The organism is Mesorhizobium sp. WSM3866 (genome assembly GCF_002294795.1).
Classification (GTDB): domain Bacteria; phylum Pseudomonadota; class Alphaproteobacteria; order Rhizobiales; family Rhizobiaceae; genus Mesorhizobium.
Genome location: NZ_NSGC01000014.1, coordinates 1 through 19,154, shown reverse-complemented (window position 1 = coordinate 19,154; position 19,154 = coordinate 1). Strand labels below are relative to the sequence as shown.

Annotated in this window: 20 protein-coding genes; 18 read left to right on the top strand and 2 right to left on the bottom strand. The window is 61.5% G+C overall.

The genetic code is table 11. The features are described from left to right. Positions 1 to 4 precede the first annotated feature (4 nt). The 10 genes from CK222_RS25690 to CK222_RS25645 all read left to right on the top strand — a co-directional run bounded on the left by CK222_RS25690 (position 5) and on the right by CK222_RS25645 (position 9,513). Complete coding sequence (locus CK222_RS25690) at positions 5 to 313, top strand: TrbC/VirB2 family protein (protein ID WP_095776539.1); 309 nt, start codon at positions 5 to 7, stop codon at positions 311 to 313. Then, positions 313 to 585 (top strand): VirB3 family type IV secretion system protein, encoded by a 273-nt coding sequence (locus CK222_RS25685; RefSeq protein WP_095776538.1) that lies wholly within the window; start codon positions 313 to 315, stop codon positions 583 to 585. Before CK222_RS25690 ends, CK222_RS25685 begins: the two co-directional genes overlap by 1 nt. Beyond that, a complete protein-coding gene (trbE, locus tag CK222_RS25680) occupies positions 579 to 3,029 on the top strand; it encodes a conjugal transfer protein TrbE (RefSeq protein ID WP_095776537.1) in 2,451 nt (816 codons plus the stop codon). The genes CK222_RS25685 and trbE overlap by 7 nt, the downstream gene beginning before the upstream one ends. Continuing rightward, the gene (gene trbJ, locus CK222_RS25675; protein ID WP_095776536.1) at positions 3,026 to 3,751 is read left to right on the top strand and encodes a P-type conjugative transfer protein TrbJ; all 726 of its coding nucleotides are present in this window, start codon (positions 3,026 to 3,028) and stop codon (positions 3,749 to 3,751) included. Before trbE ends, trbJ begins: the two co-directional genes overlap by 4 nt. 33 nt (positions 3,752 to 3,784) lie before the next feature. Then, complete coding sequence (trbL, locus tag CK222_RS25670) at positions 3,785 to 5,107, top strand: P-type conjugative transfer protein TrbL (RefSeq protein WP_095802349.1); 1,323 nt, start codon at positions 3,785 to 3,787, stop codon at positions 5,105 to 5,107. Further along, positions 5,108 to 5,839: a conjugal transfer protein TrbF gene (gene trbF, locus CK222_RS25665; RefSeq protein ID WP_095776534.1), complete on the top strand. Its 732-nt coding sequence runs from the start codon at positions 5,108 to 5,110 to the stop codon at positions 5,837 to 5,839. Next, entirely contained in the window at positions 5,829 to 6,857 is a 1,029-nt protein-coding gene (gene trbG / locus CK222_RS25660; RefSeq protein ID WP_095776533.1) for a P-type conjugative transfer protein TrbG, read from the top strand. The genes trbF and trbG overlap by 11 nt, the downstream gene beginning before the upstream one ends. 11 nt (positions 6,858 to 6,868) lie before the next feature. After that, on the top strand, positions 6,869 to 8,086 hold the full coding sequence (locus CK222_RS25655) for a TrbI/VirB10 family protein (protein WP_095802348.1): 1,218 nt from the start codon (positions 6,869 to 6,871) through the stop codon (positions 8,084 to 8,086). Positions 8,087 to 8,099: 13 nt separating this feature from the next. Beyond that, positions 8,100 to 8,387, top strand: a complete 288-nt coding sequence (locus CK222_RS25650; protein WP_095776531.1) for a DUF2274 domain-containing protein — start codon at positions 8,100 to 8,102, stop codon at positions 8,385 to 8,387. Between the two features lie 367 nt (positions 8,388 to 8,754). After that, the gene (locus tag CK222_RS25645) at positions 8,755 to 9,513 is read left to right on the top strand and encodes a Crp/Fnr family transcriptional regulator (RefSeq protein ID WP_095776530.1); all 759 of its coding nucleotides are present in this window, start codon (positions 8,755 to 8,757) and stop codon (positions 9,511 to 9,513) included. Here the strand turns inward: CK222_RS25645 and CK222_RS25640 are convergent. Further along, positions 9,510 to 9,929: a hemerythrin domain-containing protein gene (locus tag CK222_RS25640; protein ID WP_245420474.1), complete on the bottom strand. Its 420-nt coding sequence runs from the start codon at positions 9,927 to 9,929 to the stop codon at positions 9,510 to 9,512. The genes CK222_RS25645 and CK222_RS25640 overlap by 4 nt on opposite strands. 240 nt (positions 9,930 to 10,169) lie before the next feature. On the opposite strand from CK222_RS25640, the gene ccoN reads away from it, so the two are divergent. From ccoN to ccoS, 8 genes are all read left to right on the top strand, one after another. Continuing rightward, the gene (gene ccoN, locus CK222_RS25635) at positions 10,170 to 11,780 is read left to right on the top strand and encodes a cytochrome-c oxidase, cbb3-type subunit I (protein WP_095776528.1); all 1,611 of its coding nucleotides are present in this window, start codon (positions 10,170 to 10,172) and stop codon (positions 11,778 to 11,780) included. 11 nt (positions 11,781 to 11,791) lie between these two features. Continuing rightward, positions 11,792 to 12,523, top strand: coding sequence for a cytochrome-c oxidase, cbb3-type subunit II (gene ccoO / locus CK222_RS25630; RefSeq protein ID WP_095776527.1), 732 nt, complete (start codon positions 11,792 to 11,794; stop codon positions 12,521 to 12,523). 10 nt (positions 12,524 to 12,533) lie between these two features. After that, positions 12,534 to 12,689, top strand: coding sequence for a cbb3-type cytochrome c oxidase subunit 3 (locus CK222_RS25625; protein ID WP_095776688.1), 156 nt, complete (start codon positions 12,534 to 12,536; stop codon positions 12,687 to 12,689). After that, a complete protein-coding gene (gene ccoP, locus CK222_RS25620) occupies positions 12,686 to 13,549 on the top strand; it encodes a cytochrome-c oxidase, cbb3-type subunit III (RefSeq protein ID WP_095776526.1) in 864 nt (287 codons plus the stop codon). Before CK222_RS25625 ends, ccoP begins: the two co-directional genes overlap by 4 nt. A 231-nt stretch (positions 13,550 to 13,780) precedes the next feature. Next, positions 13,781 to 15,322 carry a cytochrome c oxidase accessory protein CcoG gene (ccoG, locus tag CK222_RS25615; RefSeq protein ID WP_095776687.1) on the top strand — a complete coding sequence of 514 codons (1,542 nt, stop codon included), beginning with the start codon at positions 13,781 to 13,783 and terminating at the stop codon, positions 15,320 to 15,322. Beyond that, positions 15,319 to 15,816, top strand: a complete 498-nt coding sequence (locus CK222_RS25610; RefSeq protein WP_095776525.1) for a FixH family protein — start codon at positions 15,319 to 15,321, stop codon at positions 15,814 to 15,816. Before ccoG ends, CK222_RS25610 begins: the two co-directional genes overlap by 4 nt. Next, on the top strand, positions 15,813 to 18,092 hold the full coding sequence (locus CK222_RS25605; RefSeq protein WP_095776524.1) for a cation-translocating P-type ATPase: 2,280 nt from the start codon (positions 15,813 to 15,815) through the stop codon (positions 18,090 to 18,092). Before CK222_RS25610 ends, CK222_RS25605 begins: the two co-directional genes overlap by 4 nt. Beyond that, positions 18,089 to 18,244 (top strand): cbb3-type cytochrome oxidase assembly protein CcoS, encoded by a 156-nt coding sequence (ccoS, locus tag CK222_RS25600; RefSeq protein ID WP_095776523.1) that lies wholly within the window; start codon positions 18,089 to 18,091, stop codon positions 18,242 to 18,244. Before CK222_RS25605 ends, ccoS begins: the two co-directional genes overlap by 4 nt. 253 nt (positions 18,245 to 18,497) lie before the next feature. Here the strand turns inward: ccoS and CK222_RS25595 are convergent. Beyond that, the coding region (locus CK222_RS25595; protein WP_280951792.1) for a TCP-1/cpn60 chaperonin family protein at positions 18,498 to 19,154 on the bottom strand (657 nt) is incomplete at its 5' end.

The window sequence follows — 19,154 nt, the reverse complement described above, 5'->3', positions numbered from 1 at the left end:
CTTCATGCTCAAGAAGCTTCGCTTTCTTTCGTCCACCGCGCTCGCGCTTCTAGTCACCGCCCCGGCATACGCGGCTGGTTCCGGCATGCCCTGGGAACAACCGCTGCAGCAAATTTTGGAATCTGTGCAGGGCCCGGTCGCCAAGATCGTCGCGGTGATCATCATCATCACCACCGGCCTGACGCTCGCCTTTGGTGACACGGCCGGCGGTTTTCGCCGGCTTATCCAGATCGTCTTCGGGCTGTCGATCGCATTCGCGGCATCGAGTTTCTTCCTCTCCTTCTTCTCCTTCGGCGGCGGGGCACTCGTCTGATGGCCACCGGAGAACAGCATATCGACGGCTTCGAGGTACCGGTTCACCGGTCGCTGACCGAGCCCATCCTGCTTGGCGGTGCGCCGCGAGCGGTAGCGATCCTCAACGGCACAGTTGCCGCAGCCATCGGGCTCGGCCTTGAGCAATGGATAGCCGGGCTGGTGCTCTGGACTGCCGGCCACACGCTGGCGGTCTTTGCCGCCCGCCGCGATCCGGACTTTGCCAGCGTGCTTGTCCGGCACCTTCGTCTGAGGGGGTGGCTGGCATGCTGAACCTTTCGGAATATCGCGGGAAGGCCGACCGGCTTGCCGACCATCTGCCCTGGGTAGCACTCGTCGCGCCGGGCATCGTGCTCAACAAAGACGGCAGCTTTCAGCGGACGCTGCGGTTCCGCGGCCCCGATCTCGAAAGCGCGACGGAAGCCGAACTCATCGGCATTTGCGCGAGGGCGAACAATGCGCTGAGACGCCTCGGCACCGGCTGGGCATTGTTCTTCGAGGCAGAACGCGTCGAAGCGTTGGGCTATCCGGCCTCGCGCTTTCCCGACGCGGCGTCGTGGCTCATCGATGAAGAACGGCGCGCGGCTTTCGAGGGCAAGGTCGCGCATTTCGAGAGCCGCTACCATCTAACATTGCTGTTCATGCCGCCAGCGGACAGCCAGGCTCGTGCGGAAAGCGCGCTCGTCGACTCTCATCATCCAGAAGCCGAAAGAGACTGGCGCCAGGAGCTATCGCGGTTCCGCGACGATACCGACCGTGTGCTGGATCTGCTGTCCGGCTTCATGCCCGAAGTGCGCGCGATCGACGATGCCGAGACGCTGACTTACTTACACGGCACAATCTCGATGCGTCGCCATCCGGTCACAGTACCGGAAACGCCGATGTATCTGGACGGCATCCTAGTCGATGCGCCGCTCACCGGCGGCTTGGAACCGATGCTGGGCGATCAGCATCTTCGCACGCTTTCAATTCTTGGTTTCCCGAACCTCACTCGCCCCGCAATCCTCGATGCCCTCAACCATCAGGATTTTGCCTATCGTTGGACGACGCGTTTTATCCCTCTCGACAAGACGGAAGCGACCAAGACGCTTACCCGGTTGCGGCGGCAGTGGTTTGCCAAGCGCAAATCGATCGTGGCTATCCTGCGCGAGGTTGTAAGCAACGAGCCCGTTCCGCTCGTTGACAGCGATGCCGACAACAAGGCGCTCGATGCCGACGAAGCACTTCAGGCATTGGGCGGGGATCATGTCGGCTTCGGCTATCTCACCACGACCGTGACGGTGTGGGACGAGGATCGCCAAGCCGCCGCGGAGAAACTTCGCGCGGTCGAGCGCATCGTCAATGGGCTCGGCTTCACGACAATCCGTGAAAACGTCAACGCGGTCGAGGCGTGGCTCGGGTCGCTGCCAGGCCATGCCTATGCCAATGTTCGCCAGCCGCTCATTCACACGTTGAACCTTGCCCATCTTATGCCGCTGTCGTCGGCGTGGGCCGGTCCGTCGACAAACGAGCATCTCGCCAAGGTCACCCGGCAAGAGGCCCCTCCGCTTCTCTTCGCCGAGACCAGCGGGTCGACCCCGTTTCGGCTTTCCACTCATGTCGACGACGTCGGTCACATGCTGATCGTTGGTCCGACCGGTGCCGGCAAGTCGGTCCTGCTTGCGCTGATCGCACTTCAGTTCCGACGCTATGCCGGCGCCCAGGTCTATGTCTTCGACAAAGGCAATTCAGCCCGCGCAGCAACACTCGCCATGGGTGGAGAGCACCACGCACTGGGTGCCGACGGGGCGCTTTCGTTCCAACCGCTGCGCAACATCGATGACCAAGCCAGCCGGAGCTGGGCGGCCGAATGGATTGCCACCCTCATCGCGCATGAGAACGTCACCATCACGCCTGAGGTGAAGGAGGCAATCTGGTCGGCGCTCGGCAGCCTCGCCACCGCGCCGGCGCAGGAACGCACGCTGACCGGCCTTTCGGTCCTGCTTCAGTCCAATGCGCTGAAGTCCGCATTGATGCCCTACACACTAGATGGCCCCTACGGCCGGCTGCTCGATGCCGATGACGATCGCCTGGCTCTGTCCGACGTGCAGTGTTTCGAGACCGAGGAGCTGATGCACAGCCAAGGCGCTGTGCTGCCGGTGCTCACCTATCTGTTCCATCGTCTCGAGGAGCGGTTCGACGGACGGCCGACGCTGCTCATGCTCGACGAGGCTTGGGTCTATCTCGACAACCCGCTGTTTGCCGCCCGCATTCGCGAATGGCTGAAGGTGCTGCGCAAGAAAAACGTGTCGGTGATCTTCGCTACGCAGTCGCTTGCGGATATCGCCGGCTCTTCAATAGCGCCCGCGATCATCGAGAGCTGCCCGCAGCGGATTTTTCTTCCGAATGACCGCGCCGTGGAGCCACAGGCGAGAGCGGCCTATGAGGGCTTCGGTTTGAACGAACGGCAGATCGAAATGGTCGCCCGCGCGATGCCGAAGCGGCAGTACTATCTGCAGTCGCGTCGCGGCAACCGCCTCTTCGAGCTGGGCTTGGGTCCCATCACACTCGCACTTTGCGGCGCCTCCGACCCAGCCACACAGACGCTGATCGACAGCGTCTTGTCCGAAGACGGGCAGGAGAATTTTGCCTCCCGATTTCTCGATGCGCGTGGCCTCGGTTGGGCCGCCGAGCATCTCCAGCAATTCCCTCAACCTGACATGGAGCAATCGTCATGATGCGACGCCGCCTTCTCTCCAGCCTGATCACTCTTTCCCTAATCGCCAAGCCATTGGCCGACTATGTCCAGCCAGCCTATGCCCTGATCGTCTTCGATCCATCGAACTATACGCAGAACATGCTCTCGGCCGCGCGCGCGTTGGAGCAGATCAACAACCAGATCCAGTCGCTGCAGAACCAGGCGACCATGCTGCAGAACATGGCGCGCAATCTTCAGAGCATGGACTTTTCCTCGGTTGGCCAGCTTACCGGTTCGCTGCAACGGATCGACGGGCTGATGGACCAGGCGAGTGGCCTGAGCTTCGATGTCGGCAAGCTCCAGGACCAGTGGCGCCAGCAGTATCCAGAAAGCTACGACGCCACGATCAAGGTCAGCGACGTGGCGAGCGCGGCTCGCGAGCGTTGGCAGAGTGCCATGCAGGCGTTCCGCCAGACCATGGGTGTCCAGTCGCAAATTGTTGAGAATGTCCGCGGCGATGGCGACCTGCTTGCCGACCTTGTCAACCGCAGCCAAGGCGCGGCCGGTGCGCTTCAGGCAAGCCAAGCCACCAATCAGCTGATCGCGCTTTCGACCAAGCAGCAGATGCAGATCCAGACGCTGCTTGCGACGCAGTTCCGCGCCGAGGCCGAGGATGCCGCCCGCAAGGCGCAGTCCGAGGAAGCTGCCCGACAGACGACAAAACGCTTCCTGGGCACCGGCACCGCCTATCCCGGCAACTGATCACTGGCACTTCAACATGAGGAAGGCGGCGGCATGAACGACCTTGGCGTCATCGATCGCTTCATGGAGACTTTTATCCGCTATATCGATAGCGGGTTCGGTCTTCTTTCGGTCGACGTCGCCTTCCTCACCACCATCCTGATCGGCATTGACATCACACTTGCCGGCCTGGCCTGGGCATTCGGCGGCGAGCCCAACATTCTCGGCCGCCTCATCCGCAAGGTGCTCTATGTCGGCGTCTTCGCCTTCATCCTGAACAATTTCAAGAACCTCGCCGACACCATCTACCGCTCCTTTGCCGGCCTCGGCATCAACGCATCCTCCGGCAATCTCTCCGCCGACAATCTCCTGCATCCAGGCCGCATTGCCGCGACCGGCTTCGAGGGCGCTTGGCCGCTTCTCGATCAGGCGAGCCAGCTCCTTGGCTTCCCGGAAATCTTCGGCAACGCGCTCACCATCTTCGTGCTGCTCATAGCCTGGTTCCTGGTCATCATCGCCTTCTTCATTCTGTCGATCCAGCTCTTCATCACCATCCTCGAGTTCAAGCTCACCACCCTGGCTGGCTTCGTACTTGTGCCCTTCGCGCTCTGGAACCGATCGGCGTTTCTCGCTGAACGCGTTCTCGGCAATGTCATCTCGTCGGGCATTAAGGTGATGGTGCTCGCGGTGATCGTCGGTATCGGCTCCACGCTTTTCGGCGAGTTCGCTTCGGCGCTCCATGGCAAGGAGCCGGATCTGGCGGCGGCCATGTCACAGGTGCTGGGCGCGCTGGCGCTTCTCGGGCTCGGAATCTTCGGCCCTGGGATCGCCTCGGGCCTAGTCTCTGGCGCACCGCAGCTCGGGGCCGGCGCCGCGCTCGGGACCACGGCGGCCGCTGCCGGATCGGCGCTCGTTGCCGGGGGAGCTGCCTTTGCCGGTGTGCGCTTGGCAACCGGCGGCGGGCTTGCCGCCGTCCGAGCCGGCACGACCGTGGGCTCGGCAGCTTCCTCGGCTTGGCAGCTAGGACGAGCAACCTCGCCCGACTCCGGCCTGTCCGGTGTGGCTGCTGGAATGCAGGGTGTGGCAAGCGCCGCCGGCGGCGCCGCGATGCGAGCAGCAGGATCTGCTGCGGGGAGCTTCGGGCCTGGCGTCAATGCCGGGCGCGAAGCCGCATGGACCGCCAGCGGCGGTGCGCCGACCGCGTCAATGACCGGAGGTCCGGCCGGTTCTGCTCCTACTACCGCGCCCAATTGGGCGAGACGCATGCGCGCCGAACAGACCGCTCGTGCCCATCGCCACGCCGCCGTCCAAGCCGTCCGCGACGGTGACAGACCGGGCGGCACCGCCAATCCCTCTCTCAATGACAAGGACGACTAGATGCTCTTCAAGCGACCCGTTCAACGTTACGGCAAGACGCCCGAGCCGGTCACGCCATATCAGAAGGCCGCCCAGCTGTGGGATGAGCGCATCGGCTCATCGCGGGTGCAGGCCCGGAATTGGCGGCTGATGGCTCTTGGCTGCCTGGCTTTGACGACTGGGCTCTCCGGCGGACTCGTGTGGCAGTCGATGCAGAGCCGTGTCGTGCCATACGTCGTCGAGGTCGACCGCTTCGGTGAGGCGCGCGCCGTTGCACCGGCAATCCGGGACTACGAGCCGTCCGATGCACAGATCGCCTGGCATCTCGGCCGCTTCATCCAGAATGTCCGTTCGATCTCCACCGACCCAGTGCTGGTACGGCAGAACTGGCTTGCGGCCTACGACTTTGCCACGGACCGGGCGGCGCTTTTCCTCAACGAGTACGCCAAGTCGAACGACCCCTTCGGTAAGATCGGCACGCGCAGCGTGTCGGTGCAAGTGACCAGCGTGATCAGGGCTTCCGACAGCTCGTTTCAGGTCAAATGGACTGAGCAGGTTTTTGAGCGCGGCAGCCTTGCCAGCACGACGCGCTGGACCGCGATCCTCACCATCGTGATCCGCCCCCCGAGCAATACCGACCAGCTGCGCAACAACCCGCTCGGCGTCTTCATCAACGCCATCGACTGGTCGCGTGAGCTCGACAGCGCCGCGCCAACATTCGTTTCCCCGAAGGAGCCTGCAAATGACAAATAGAGTCCCATCATTCCGTGCCGCGCTACTCCTGTTCGCGTCAGCAGCCGTCCTTCCCGCTTGCGCCTCGAAGCCGGTGCCACCGCCTGAGATTTCCTACGATGCTGCCGATTTCAAACCAGCTGCGATCGAAAAGCCGCCGGAGAAATCGGTGAAGATTGTCCAGGTCCCAAAGCCGCTACCGCTACCGGGCCAGTTGCAGCCCGATCCGGATAAGATCGCTGAGGAAAAGCGCTCCCCTGAAGAAAGGGTAACCGATGCCAACAAGGCGGCGACGCAGCAACCCACGAGATATGGCTATGTCAATGCGGTCCAGGTCTATCCCTTCACCGACGGCGCACTTTATCAGCTCTACGCCGCGCCGGAGCGCGTCACCGATATCGCTCTACAGCCGGGCGAGAAGCTAACAGCCGTGTCGGCTGGTGACACCGTGCGCTGGGTGATTGGCGACACCGTCAGCGGCACCGGTGACAATCAGCGCACCCATGTGCTGGTCAAACCGTTCGCCCCGGCGCTTAGCACCAATCTGGTGATCACCACGGAACGGCGCACATACCATTTGCAGCTTCAAAGTACCGAAAAGACTGCCATGGCGGCGATCTCCTGGACTTACAGCGAAGACCAGATCATCGCGTTACGCCAGCGGAATGCGCAGGCCGACGCCGCCATGCCGGCAGCTTCAAATGTGGCGCTCGAAAGCATTCGCTTCCGCTACTCGATAAACGGTGACACGCCGCCTTGGCGGCCGATGCGTGCCTTCGACGACGGCAACAAGGTTTATATCGAATTCCCGCGGCGCATTGATCAGGGTGAGGCACCGCCACTCTTCATCGTCGGTGCTGACGGGAGCAACCAGCTCGTCAATTACCGCATGCGCGGGAACTATTACATCGTCGATCGTCTCTTTGCCGCCGCCGAATTGCGCCTCGGCGTCAAGCAGCAGCAAGTGGTCCGCATCACCAGGATCGACGGCCGGCAACCGCCGCGGCGAATACCGCTCTTCGCGCGGTCCAGCAGGTGAGGGGAGCACTCATGACCGACAGTTTCCCACCAGATGCACCGCCGAAACTCGATCCCGAGCAGCTGCAGTTGCGGGCTTCTCCTCGCCGCGCGGTGCGGTTCAGACGCGGCGTGATCGTCGCCATCGCTGCACTTGGATCTGGCGCAATTCTGGGCGTCACGATGATAGCGCTTCAGGGGACGGCGTTGCGCATCAGAGAGCAGGCGGAAGACCTCTACAACACCGAACGTAAGCCAACCGCGGAGGGACTTGAAACGCTTCCCAAGGACTATTCCGTAATGAAGCCGAAGCTTGCCGTGCTTGGGCCACCTCTGCCCGGCGATCTCGGCCGCCCCATTCTTGAACGCCAGCGACAGCTTGGCATCGCCCCGGGGCAGGAGGCCTCCGCCGAGGAGGACCGGCTTGCCCAGCAGGCGATCGAGGCACGTGAGTCGCAAGTCATGTTCCGGATCGAGAACCGGCCCAGGGAAACGAAGGTCGCCGACAATGCGCAGGGAGCGCGGCCGCCGTTTGAAGCACCACTTGCACAACCCGATGCGGGAGACGCCAAGGCTTCCGTTGCACCGGCTGAGGGTGATCAGAACAATCAGCAGCGCAAGCTCGACTTCGTCAGCCAGCAGAGCACAAATGGGATCTATAATCCGCACGCGCTGCAGACTCCGGCTTCGCCCCACCAGCTGATGGCCGGCAGCGTGATCGCCGCAAGCCTCATCACCGGCATCAATTCCGACCTGCCTGGCCTCGTGGTTGCACAGGTCACCGAGAATGTGGAGGACACAGTCACCGGCAGCACCTTGCTCATCCCGCAGGGCTCGCGGCTCATCGGCACCTATGACAGTGTCGTCGCTTTTGGACAGAAGCGCGCGTTGCTAGTCTGGCAGCGCATCGTGATGCCCGACGGGTCGTCGATTGAAATCGACAATCTGCCAGCGACAGATACTGCCGGCTATGCAGGGCTGGAGGACCAGGTGGATTTCCACACCTGGCAGCTGATCAAGGGAGTTGCTCTAGCCACGCTGTTGGGCGTCGGCACCGAGTTGAGCTTTGGGGACAACGAAAGCGATCTGCTCAAGGCAATCCGCGAATCCACTCAGCAGAACGTCAGTCAAGCTGGCCAGCGCATCACCGAAAAAAACCTCAATATTCAACCCACCATTATTGTCCGTCCTGGTTGGCCGCTGCGCGTCATCGTGCACAAGGACCTCGTGCTACGACCATACACAAATTGAATAGGAGCCGCTCATGGCGAACTTGAAGTTAGGAAAGCTTCCGGACCGGACGCCTTCCAAGATCACCATCACCGTCAGCGCGGGCCTCAGCCAAGCACTGAAGGACTACGCGGCGCTTTACCGACAGACCTATAATGAGTCTGAGACAGTAGCTGAGCTCATCCCATTCATGCTGGTCGGGTTCTTGGAAGGCGATCGCGCGTTTGCCCGGGCCAGAAAGGAAAGCTTGCCTGCCGCCGGCATGTCAGAGAAATTGCGACGCGTGTCAGGTTCAGGTTCCGAGTTATCGAAGGCTGAGTAGCGGAGCCGCAATGGGGTGCGTCGCTGACATTCAGTGAAAGAATCGCCAAACGAACAATCCAAGGTCCTGAGCGGATACAAACTGGAGCCCTGCCTGCGGGTTCCGGCGGGCCTCCTCTGCCATGCGACCCCCATTGGGAATACACGCGTCGTCAAAGGATCATAAAGTGGCGCCCTATGTCTCGCCAAGCCTGGCAGCTAATTCCGGTCTCATTGGTGGTCCGTCGTTTTTGCCTCGCCGGAAGTCTGGACTCGTCAAAGAGTCAAAGCCCTGATTTCGGTCAGCCTCCGCACGGACAAACTGCCGCAAGGATTTCTCTGCCATCGCTTGCTATCCTGCCGAACTTGGGATCGATGGCGCGAGCGTAATGACAGTACAGCAGGACATTCACAGTTCCGGCATTCCCGTTCTTTGCCTGTCTTGCGCCGCGCGGCATCGCGGGATCTGTGGTGCGCTCGATCGAAACCATTTGGTTTGGCTCGCCAAGACTTCGTCGCGGCACAAAATCGAGCCGGGGGTCGAACTGATCGCCGACGCCGCGGCTGTTGACAGCTATTCAAACATGCTTTCAGGCGTTGTGAAGCTGACGAAGTGCCTTTCGGACGGCCGCCAGCAGATTGTCGGTCTTCGGTTCGCACCGGATTTTCTGGGCCGGCCCTTCAAGGTGAAAAGCACGATCAATGTGGAAGCGGCAACCTCCGTCTCGCTGTGCTCGTTTCCGAAGGCGGCCGTTGAACGGATAATGAAGGAATCACCGGAACTCCAGCTTCGCTTGCTCAAGCAGACGCTGAACGAACTCGACGAGGCACTTGAATGGATGGTGACTCTCGGGCGCAAGACCGCACCCGAGAAGGTGGCGAGCTTTCTCGTCATGATCGCCCAGAATATGGATTCCAGTATCGACCCGGCGGCTAGGTCCTCATGCTTCGATCTGCCCCTGACACGTGCCGACATCTCTGATTTCCTTGGACTGACGAACGAGACCGTGAGCCGCCAGCTTACGCGGTTGCGGGCTGACGGCGTGATCCGGATCAAGAACAACCGCCATGTAACGGTGGACAGCATGATCCGGCTGGAGCAGCGCTGCGGCGGCCGAGGCTCGCGGCAACCGGCCTTTGAGACCTAAGCGCCTGCGTCGCTTATTGCGATCCGCGGCAGGACGTGCTCGCGTTCGAAAGCGATGTGTCGCCGCAAGCCTTCGAAGAAGCCTCGTAGCATGAACCCGACAGCTTCCGGGCTCTCTATCGGATTACCATGACCTATCGCTAGGAGCGTTTCGGCCACCGCGCTAGCGAAGCATTGATCCTCAAGGTGCTCGACGCGCAACCGGCTGGTAGAGGCAAGTTTGCCCTCGGCCGGCGTCAACTGCGCCTCATACGCAGGGAAGACCACCGTCTCCTCAAACCCATGAATGTCACGGAGCAGCGGAACGATTTTCTTGGCCGTTCCAAGACATTTGAGGCGGTCGACGTTCGGCAGTGCATCGGCAATGCTTTCCAGTGAGTCGCAGAGATTCAGCTTTTCCCGATGGGCACGCTTCATGACCTCGCCCGGAATCGCCTCTGTGCCGGCCCGACGCGAGGAAGCTGCACTTGTCCGTGAGTGGGGTCGCCCGTGCTGCGTTTCCTCGTTCAAATCGCCACCTTCTGATTCACCGAACTCGATGCTGCCCGAAGCAAAATCGTGCGGCTCTGACATAGATCAGGGCAAGCAGGCGGCAACTAGGGAATTAATGCACCGCGGTTTAGCGTCGCGCATTGGAATCCTGGTCGGGGACATGTCATGAAATTTGGCACGGAGATCGTCCTTCTAAGCCTGTTTGCCTTTGGCGCCCTCGTAGCTGCCGGCCTGGGGGTGGATGAACCTTTTCGCCAGCACATGTGGGTTTTGTTCTTCGCCGTGGCTGGCTTCACTGCGATCCTGCTGCGCAATACGGATTTCAAGCCCGCGGCGCCGATCGACCCATCCGCCTATGTGGATGGTCCAATCCGCTACGGCGCCATCGCGACGGTGTTCTGGGGCGTCGTCGGCATGCTCGTCGGCGTGCTCATCGCGCTGGAGCTTGCGTACCCTCAGCTTAATATCGGCCCTTGGTTCAATTTCGGCCGTTTGCGCCCGCTGCACACATCGGGAGTTGTCTTCGCCTTCGGCGGCAACGCACTGCTTTGCACATCGCTCTATGTTGTCCAGCGCACCTGCCGCGCCCGGCTGTTTGGCGGCAATCTGGCCTGGTTCGTCTTCTGGGGTTACCAGCTGTTTATCGTCATGGCCGCGACCGGCTACCTGCTCGGCATCACCGAGGGCCGCGAATATGCCGAACCCGAATGGTACGTGGACCTCTTGCTGACCATCGTCTGGGTTGCCTATCTCATCGTGTTCCTCGGCACCATCCTGAAGCGCAAGGAACCGCATATCTACGTCGCCAACTGGTTCTATCTATCCTTCATCGTGACCATCGCGATGCTGCATGTGGTCAACAACCTGTCGATGCCGGCCTCTTTCCTCGGCTCGAAGAGCTACTCCGCCTTCTCCGGCGTCCAGGACGCCTTGACGCAATGGTGGTATGGCCACAATGCGGTCGGCTTCTTGCTGACGGCCGGCTTCCTTGGCATGATGTATTATTTCGTGCCCAAGCAGGCGAGCCGCCCGGTCTATTCCTACCGGCTGTCGATCATCCACTTCTGGGCGATCATTTTTCTCTACATCTGGGCCGGCCCGCACCACCTGCATTACACCGCCTTACCCGACTGGGCGCAGACGCTCGGGATGGTGTTCTCGATCATGCTGTGGATGCCGTCATGGGGCGGCATGATCAACGGCCTGATGACCCTGTCGGGCGCCTGGGACAAGCTGCGCACTGATCCGATCATCCGCATGATGGTGATGGCAGTCGCCTTCTACGGCATGTCGACCTTCGAGGGTCCGATTATGTCTATTAAGACGGTCAATTCCCTGTCGCACTACACGGATTGGACCATCGGGCACGTCCATTCCGGCGCGCTCGGTTGGGTCGGCATGATCTCGTTCGGCGCGATCTACTACATGGTGCCGAAACTGTGGAACCGTGACCGACTCTATTCGCTGCGGCTCGTCACCTGGCACTTCTGGCTGGCGACGCTGGGGATCGTCGTCTACGCCGCGGTGATGTGGGTGTCCGGCATCATGCAAGGCCTGATGTGGCGCGAATACGACGAGCAGGGGTTCCTCGTCTACTCCTTCGCCGAAACCGTCGCGGCCATGCATCCCTACTACGTCATGCGTGCCATCGGCGGTGCCATGTACCTCTCCGGTGCCATGATCATGGCCTGGAACATCACCATGACCATCCTCGGATACCAGCGCGAAGAGCAACCAATGCCGGGTTCCGAGCCCGCCCTTCGGCCGGCCGAATAGGGAGCCAGACAATGGGCTTGACAGACAAACACGCGATCATCGAGAAGAACGCCACGCTGCTTCTCGTTGGCTCTCTTCTTGTCGTCACCGTCGGCGGCATCGTCGAAATTGCACCGCTGTTCTATCTCGACAACACGATCGAGAAGGTCGAGGGCATGCGTCCCTACTCGCCGCTCGAACTTGCCGGACGCAACATCTATGTGCGCGAGGGGTGCTACCTCTGCCACAGCCAGATGATCAGGCCTTTCCGGGACGAGGTCGAACGCTACGGCCACTACAGCCTGGCGGCTGAGTCCATGTACGACCACCCCTTCCAGTGGGGCTCGAAGCGCACCGGCCCTGACCTTGCACGAGTCGGCAACCGCTATTCCAACGAATGGCACGTTCAGCACCTTGTGGATCCACGTTCGGTGGTGCCGGAATCTATCATGCCTCGCTATGCCTTCCTGAAGGACGCTCCGATCGAGGTGAAACACTTCTCGACACATCTGGTTGCGAACGCGGGTGTTGGCGTCCCGTACTCCGATGACATGATCGCGCACGCCAATGCCGATCTAATGGCCCAGGCCGACCCGAATGCCGATAGCTCCGGCCTCGAGAAACGCTATCCGAAAGCCAAGGTCGGCGATCTGGACGGCAATCCGCAGCAGGTGACCGAGATGGATGCCCTCGTCGCCTATCTGCAAATGCTGGGAACACTGGTCGATTTCAAGACCTATGACGATGCAGCCGGCTACCGCTGAGGGGGACGCAATGAGCTATGATTTGATGCGGGAATCCGCGGACAGCTGGGGTCTGCTTGCTATGGCGCTCTTCTTCGTCGGCAGCATTGCCTTTGCCTTGCGTCCCGGCGGCAAAACACAGGCCGAGCAAGCCGCCCAGATTCCACTCAAGGGCGACCGAACATGAGCGACGAGCACATCGACGAAGTCTCGGGCATCTCAACGACCGGTCATGAATGGGACGGGATAAGGGAGCTCAACAACCCATTGCCCCGATGGTGGGTGATAACCTTCTACATCACCGTCGGTTGGGCGGTGGCTTATACAATCGCGTATCCCGCTTGGCCCATGCTGTCTTCCGCAACCAAGGGTGTGCTTGGATATTCCAGCCGCAACGATGCCAAGAATGAGCTGGCGGCGGCGGAAGCGGCGAAAGGCAAATACGCCGCGGCGGTGGACTCGAAAAGCGTCTCTGAAATTGCGTCGGACTACGCCTTGCGCGAATTCGCGGTCGCGGCCGGCGGCGCCGCATTCAAGGTCAACTGCACGCAGTGCCATGGCTCCGGCGCCCAAGGGTCGAAAGGTTTTCCAAACCTGAACGACGATGACTGGCTGTGGGGCGGCACGACCGAGCAGATCCAGCAAACGATCGCGCACGGCATCCGCTTCGCGTCAGATCCGGACACGGGCCTGTCGGAAATGCCGGCCTTCGGCGACATCATCACCGCCGATCAGATCGCACAGGTGAGCGCCTATGTTGCCAGCCTTTCCGGCAAGGTCCGCGATGCAAGTCTGATTCAACCCGGCGCCAAGATTTTCGCAGAAAACTGCGTCGCCTGTCACGGCGACAATGCGAAAGGCAACAGGGAACTCGGCGCACCCGACCTGACCGACGCGATCTGGCTCTACGGATCGGGCGAGACAGCCGTCGCCGTCCAGGTCCGTGCGCCGAAGCACGGCGTCATGCCGGCCTGGATCGGGCGTCTCGGCGAGACCACGGTTAAGGAAATTGCGGTTTATGTGCATTCGCTTGGCGGCGGAGAATAGGAACGGAAGCCTATTCTCAGCCCTCCCCCGCCAAGCGACGAGGCCCGGCTTTGCCGGGCCTCGACACCATTCCGGCATGCGGCGAGTTGTACCCTGCTGCAAGGCGACGCGGTCCCATTCGGCGAAGCGGGCTCGCTGCAAGAGCGGACGTCTGTCGACGCGGACAAGTCCGCCGCACAACGATGCATAAGCCGTGGGCAAGTGGAGATACAGGTGCCGGATAAAACGCAGATGGAGCGGCTCGAGGCAAAAGTGGTTAACTCCGCCAAGACACGACAGCCGCTCTATGCACCGCGCAAGAAAATCTTCCCCAAGCGCGCCTCGGGTAGCTTCCGCCGCTTCAAGTGGCTCGTGATGGCGATCACGCTGGGCATCTACTATCTGACTCCCTGGCTGCGCTGGGATCGAGGACCGTTTGCTCCTGATCAGGCCGTGCTGATCGATCTTGCCAACCGCCGCTTCTATTTCTTCTTCATCGAGATATGGCCGCAGGAATTCTACTATGTCGCCGGCCTTTTGATGATGGCCGGAACCGGCCTCTTCCTGATCACGTCCACCGTCGGCCGCGCCTGGTGCGGCTATATCTGCCCGCAGACGGTATGGGTCGATCTTTTCGTGGTGGTGGAGCGAGCCATCGAAGGCGATCGCAATGCCCGCATAAAGCTCGACGCCGGCCCATGGACGGTGCGTAAACTGGTACTGCGCGTATCGAAGCACGCCATCTGGCTGGTCATAGCGGCAGCCACCGGCGGCGCCTGGATCCTCTATTTCGCCGACGCGCCAACGCTGATCAGCGAGGTATTCACCGGCACCACCGCTCCGGTCGCCTACGTCACCATCGCGGTGCTGACGGCGACCACCTACACGTTCGGCGGGCTGATGCGCGAGCAAGTCTGCACCTACATGTGCCCGTGGCCGCGCATCCAGGCTGCCATGCTCGACGAGAATTCGCTCACAGTCACCTACAATGACTGGCGCGGCGAACCTCGTTCGAGGCACGCCAAGAAGGCCCACGCGGTCGGGCAGCGGCTCGGCGACTGCGTCGATTGCAATGCCTGTGTCGCGGTGTGCCCCATGGGGATCGACATTCGCGACGGCCAGCAGCTCGAATGCATCACCTGCGCGCTGTGTATCGACACCTGCGACGGCGTCATGGACAAGCTCGGCAAGGAGCGTGGGCTGATCTCCTACGCAACGCTCTTTGACTACAATGCCAACATGATGCTGGCGACAGCAGGCGGCTCCAGTTCGATCAATCCGTCGCTGGTCAGGACTGCTGTCGGCACCTTCTGCGATCAGGTGGCGTATTTTCACATTCGCAAGATCTTTCGGCCGCGCACCTACGTGTACATAGGCCTGTGGTCGATGATCGGGCTGGGCCTGCTCTATTCGCTGCTGACGCGCGATAGGCTCGAACTGAACGTCCTGCATGACCGCAATCCACAGTTCGTGACGCTGTCCGACGGTTCGATCCGCAATGGCTATACTGTCAAACTGCTCAACATGATCCCCGAGCCAAGGACAATCATTGTCGCGTTGCAGGGCTTGCAGGGAGCCGAAATGAGCGTCGTCGGCAGTGATCTGCCGGCAGCTCGCTTCTCCAGCATCGCGGTCGAACCCGACCGGCTGAAGATACTGAAAATTTTCGTGCGCCAGCCAGCGGGTGAGGTGCGACATGTTGCACAAACCTTCAAGTTCCGGGTCGAGGATAAGGCGAACTTCGAATCGGACGAATACACGGCCACCTTCAACGCACCGGAGATCGCCAGATGAGCACCCATACGCGAAATACGCGTGAGTTCACCGGCAGGCATATGCTGCTCACCATTCTCGGCTTTTTCGGCGTGGTTGTCGCCGTCAACCTGACCATGGCGGCGCTCGCTAGCAAAAGCTGGACCGGTCTTGTCGTCGAGAACACCTATGTGGCCAGTCAGCTATTCAACAAAAAGGCCGAGGAAGGGCGCGCGCAGGCGGCACTCGGCTGGACCGGCAACCTGACGATCGCTCGGAGTGAGGTCCGCTACAGCTTAAGCGATGCCACCGGCAAGCAGGTTCCCGTGCATGGCGTGAAGATACTGTTTCGTCATCCCGCTTATGAGGCCAAGGACAAGTCCGTCACTCTTGCCTTTGCTTCGGCTCAGGAGTTTGCAGGACAGGATGTGCCTGAGGATGGCGTCTGGATCGTCGAAGTCGATGCCGACGTCGGACTCGCGGAGCCCTATCGCGACGTTCGCCGGATCATGATTTCGCAAGGAGCGCTGCAATGAGCTGCTGTGCACCCGGCGCGGAACTGCCGATGGATCTGACCGGTACCACATCGGTCCTGCCGTCTGGCCAGGAGATCAGATTGGCGAGCCACTTGGTTGGCGATGATCTTCGCCAGATCGACCTTTCAGTTCCGACAGTTCATTGCGCAGCCTGCATCCAGACGATCGAGAAGGCTTTGGGAAAGCTCGATCGCGTCGAGAGCGCCCGCGTCAACCTGTCGACGAAACGGGTCTCGGTCAGATGGCGTGGTTACGACGTGCCACCGTTCGTCCTCGCGCTCGGGCGGCTAGGCTACCAGGTGCATCTGTTCGACCCCGAGGTCGGCGACAAGAACAAGACATTATCCGAACTGATCCGCGCGGTCGCGGTTGCTGGTTTTGCGGCGGGCAACATCATGCTGTTTTCGGTCTCGGTCTGGTCCGGCGCCGAAGGCGCGACCCGCGACTTGTTCCACTGGGTCTCTGCGCTGATCGCCCTCCCAGCGCTTGCCTTCGCCGGCGGCATTTTCTTCCGCTCGGCCTGGAACGCGCTGCGCCACGGCCGCATGAATATGGACGTGCCGATCGCGGTCGGGGTGTCGCTGGCCTACGCCATGAGTCTCTATGAGACGATCAATCATGGCGATCACGCCTATTTCGACGCGTCGGTATCGCTGCTATTCTTCCTGTTAATTGGGCGTACGCTCGATCATGTCATGCGCGAGCGGGCCCGGACCGCCGTAAACGGTCTGTCGCAGCTGGCGGCGCGTGGTGCCATGGTGCTGCGCGGCGAGGGCGCGCGCGACTACCTGCCGGTTGTCGAGATCGAACCGGGAATGCAGCTGCTCATCGCAGCGGGCGAAAGGATTCCTGTCGACGGACAGATCATTCGGGGATCATCTGATCTCGACTGCTCCCTGGTCTCCGGCGAAAGCACGCCCAGAAACGTGGCGCCAGGCGTCCTCGTGCAGGCTGGGGTACTCAACCTTACCGGCTCGCTCACGATTGAGGCGACAGCCGCCGCGAAGGACTCGTTCCTGGCGGAAATGGTTCGGTTGATGGAGGCGGCGGAGGGCGGCCGCTCGCCCTATCGCCGCATCGCCGATCGTGTCTCCGCCCTCTATGCTCCGGTGGTCCATCTCACGGCCTTAATAACATTCATCGGTTGGATGGTTGCGGTCGGCGACTGGCACCTGGCAATGACGACTGCAATTGCCGTTCTCATCATCACGTGTCCATGTGCGCTCGGCCTCGCCGTGCCGATCGTGCAGGTGGTCGCGGCGCGGCGTCTGTTCGAAAGCGGCATCATGGTCAAGGACGGTTCGGCCATGGAGCGCCTGGCGGCGATGGATACGGCGGTGTTCGACAAGACCGGAACGCTCACGCTCGGACAGCCCCGGCTCGTCAATGCGTCGTCGATCGATCCGGCCGTGCTGGCGATCGCCGCCGATATGGCCGCGCATTCGCGTCATCCGTTTTCAAAGGCCATAGCCGGTTTTGCCGCTGCTGGGGGGCAGCACAAGTTCGATGCCGTCACAGAGCATCCGGGGTTTGGAATTGAAGCCACTGTCGCCGGAAGTATCTGGCGGCTGGGCCGGCGCCGATGGGCTAGATGTAAGGCCCGAACCTATGGCGAAAGCGGGCATGGCGGAACAGTTCTGACGAAAGACGGGGGCATTGTCGCATCCTTCGTTTTCGAGGATGCCTTGCGCCCCGATGCCGGGGCTGCCTTGGCGCAGTTGAACGATGCCGGGGTTTCGGTCGAAATGCTGTCGGGCGATACCGCAGACGCCTGTGGCGATGTCGCAAGAATATTGGGCATCGACAGTTTTGTTTCGGCGCTGCTGCCGTCCGGGAAGGCTGAGCGGATCGAAGTGCTGACAAAGGCCGGCCACAAGGTCCTGATGGTGGGCGACGGGCTCAACGACAGCCCAGCGCTGGGCGCGGCGCACGTCTCGATCGCTCCAGCCACCGCCGCCCATGTGGGCCGCAACGCCGCCGATTTCGTGTTCCTGCGTGAAAGCCTTTCGGCGGTACCCCTTGCGCTGGGCGTCTCGCGAAAGGCAGGGCGGCTGATCCGCCAGAACATAGCCATCGCGATCATCTACAACGCCGTTGCCGTTCCGATCGCTATCCTCGGCCACGTCACGCCGGTAATCGCGGCGGTCGCGATGTCCGCCTCATCGCTGCTGGTAATCGGAAACGCGCTGAGGCTGCAGGGCTTTATGCTCGCCGAGCTGACAAGGGCTTCTTCGGCAAGGCGTTCCGGCATTCGCTCATCAGCGCGGGCGTCATGACGACACTCGTCTACCTCATACCAGTCGCCCTATTTTTGGGCGCACTGGGGCTGTCTGGCTTTCTATGGGCGTTGAGAAGTGGCCAATATGAGGATCTTGATGGAGCCGTTCAGCGCATCCTCATCGACCAGGACGACAAGCCCGGACGCTGAGCAACCGCCGCTGAAGCCTGCGCCGGCGGAACACCGACGGAGCACTGTGAAGGAGATCGCGCCATAGGCCATGGCCTAATGCACTGTCAGCCGCCTGGGCAAGGAAGGGCGAACAGAATGAAGTCAGTCATTGGTGTCCGCCGTGAAAGTGCCGCCGTGTGTAGCCTTGCGAATGGGCGATCGGGCTTGGCTCCGCGGCAGAGAAGGGGCGGCATCGCTGCCGCCCCTCGAGATTGTTGCAGGTGCGTGGACCTTAGAAATCCATACCGCCCATACCGCCCATACCACCCATGCCGCCGGGCATGCCGCCCGGCATACCGCCGGCAGCTTCCTTCTTCGGAGCTTCGGCGATCATGGCTTCGGTGGTGACGAGCAGGCCGGCGACCGAGGCTGCGTCCTGGAGAGCGGTGCGGACGACCTTGACCGGGTCGACGATGCCCATGGCGATCATGTCGCCATATTCGCCGGTCTGGGCGTTGAAGCCGAAGGTCGCGCCTTTGTTTTCGAGGATCTTGCCGGCCACGATCGAGGCTTCCGCACCAGCATTGGCCGCGATCTGGCGAGCCGGAGACTGCAGCGCGCGACGAACGATGGCGATGCCGGCGGTCTGGTCGGAGTTGACGCCGCTGACAGTGATGGCCAGCGAAGCACGCAGCAGGGCGACGCCGCCGCCGGGAACGATGCCTTCTTCCACGGCCGCGCGGGTCGCGTTCAGCGCGTCGTCAACGCGGTCCTTCTTTTCCTTGACTTCCACTTCGGTCGCACCGCCGACGCGGATCACCGCAACGCCGCCGGCGAGCTTCGCCAGACGTTCCTGCAGCTTCTCCTTGTCATAGTCCGAGGTGGTCTCCTCGATCTGCTGCTTGATCTGGGCAACGCGGCCCTGGATCTCGGCCTTCTTGCCGGCGCC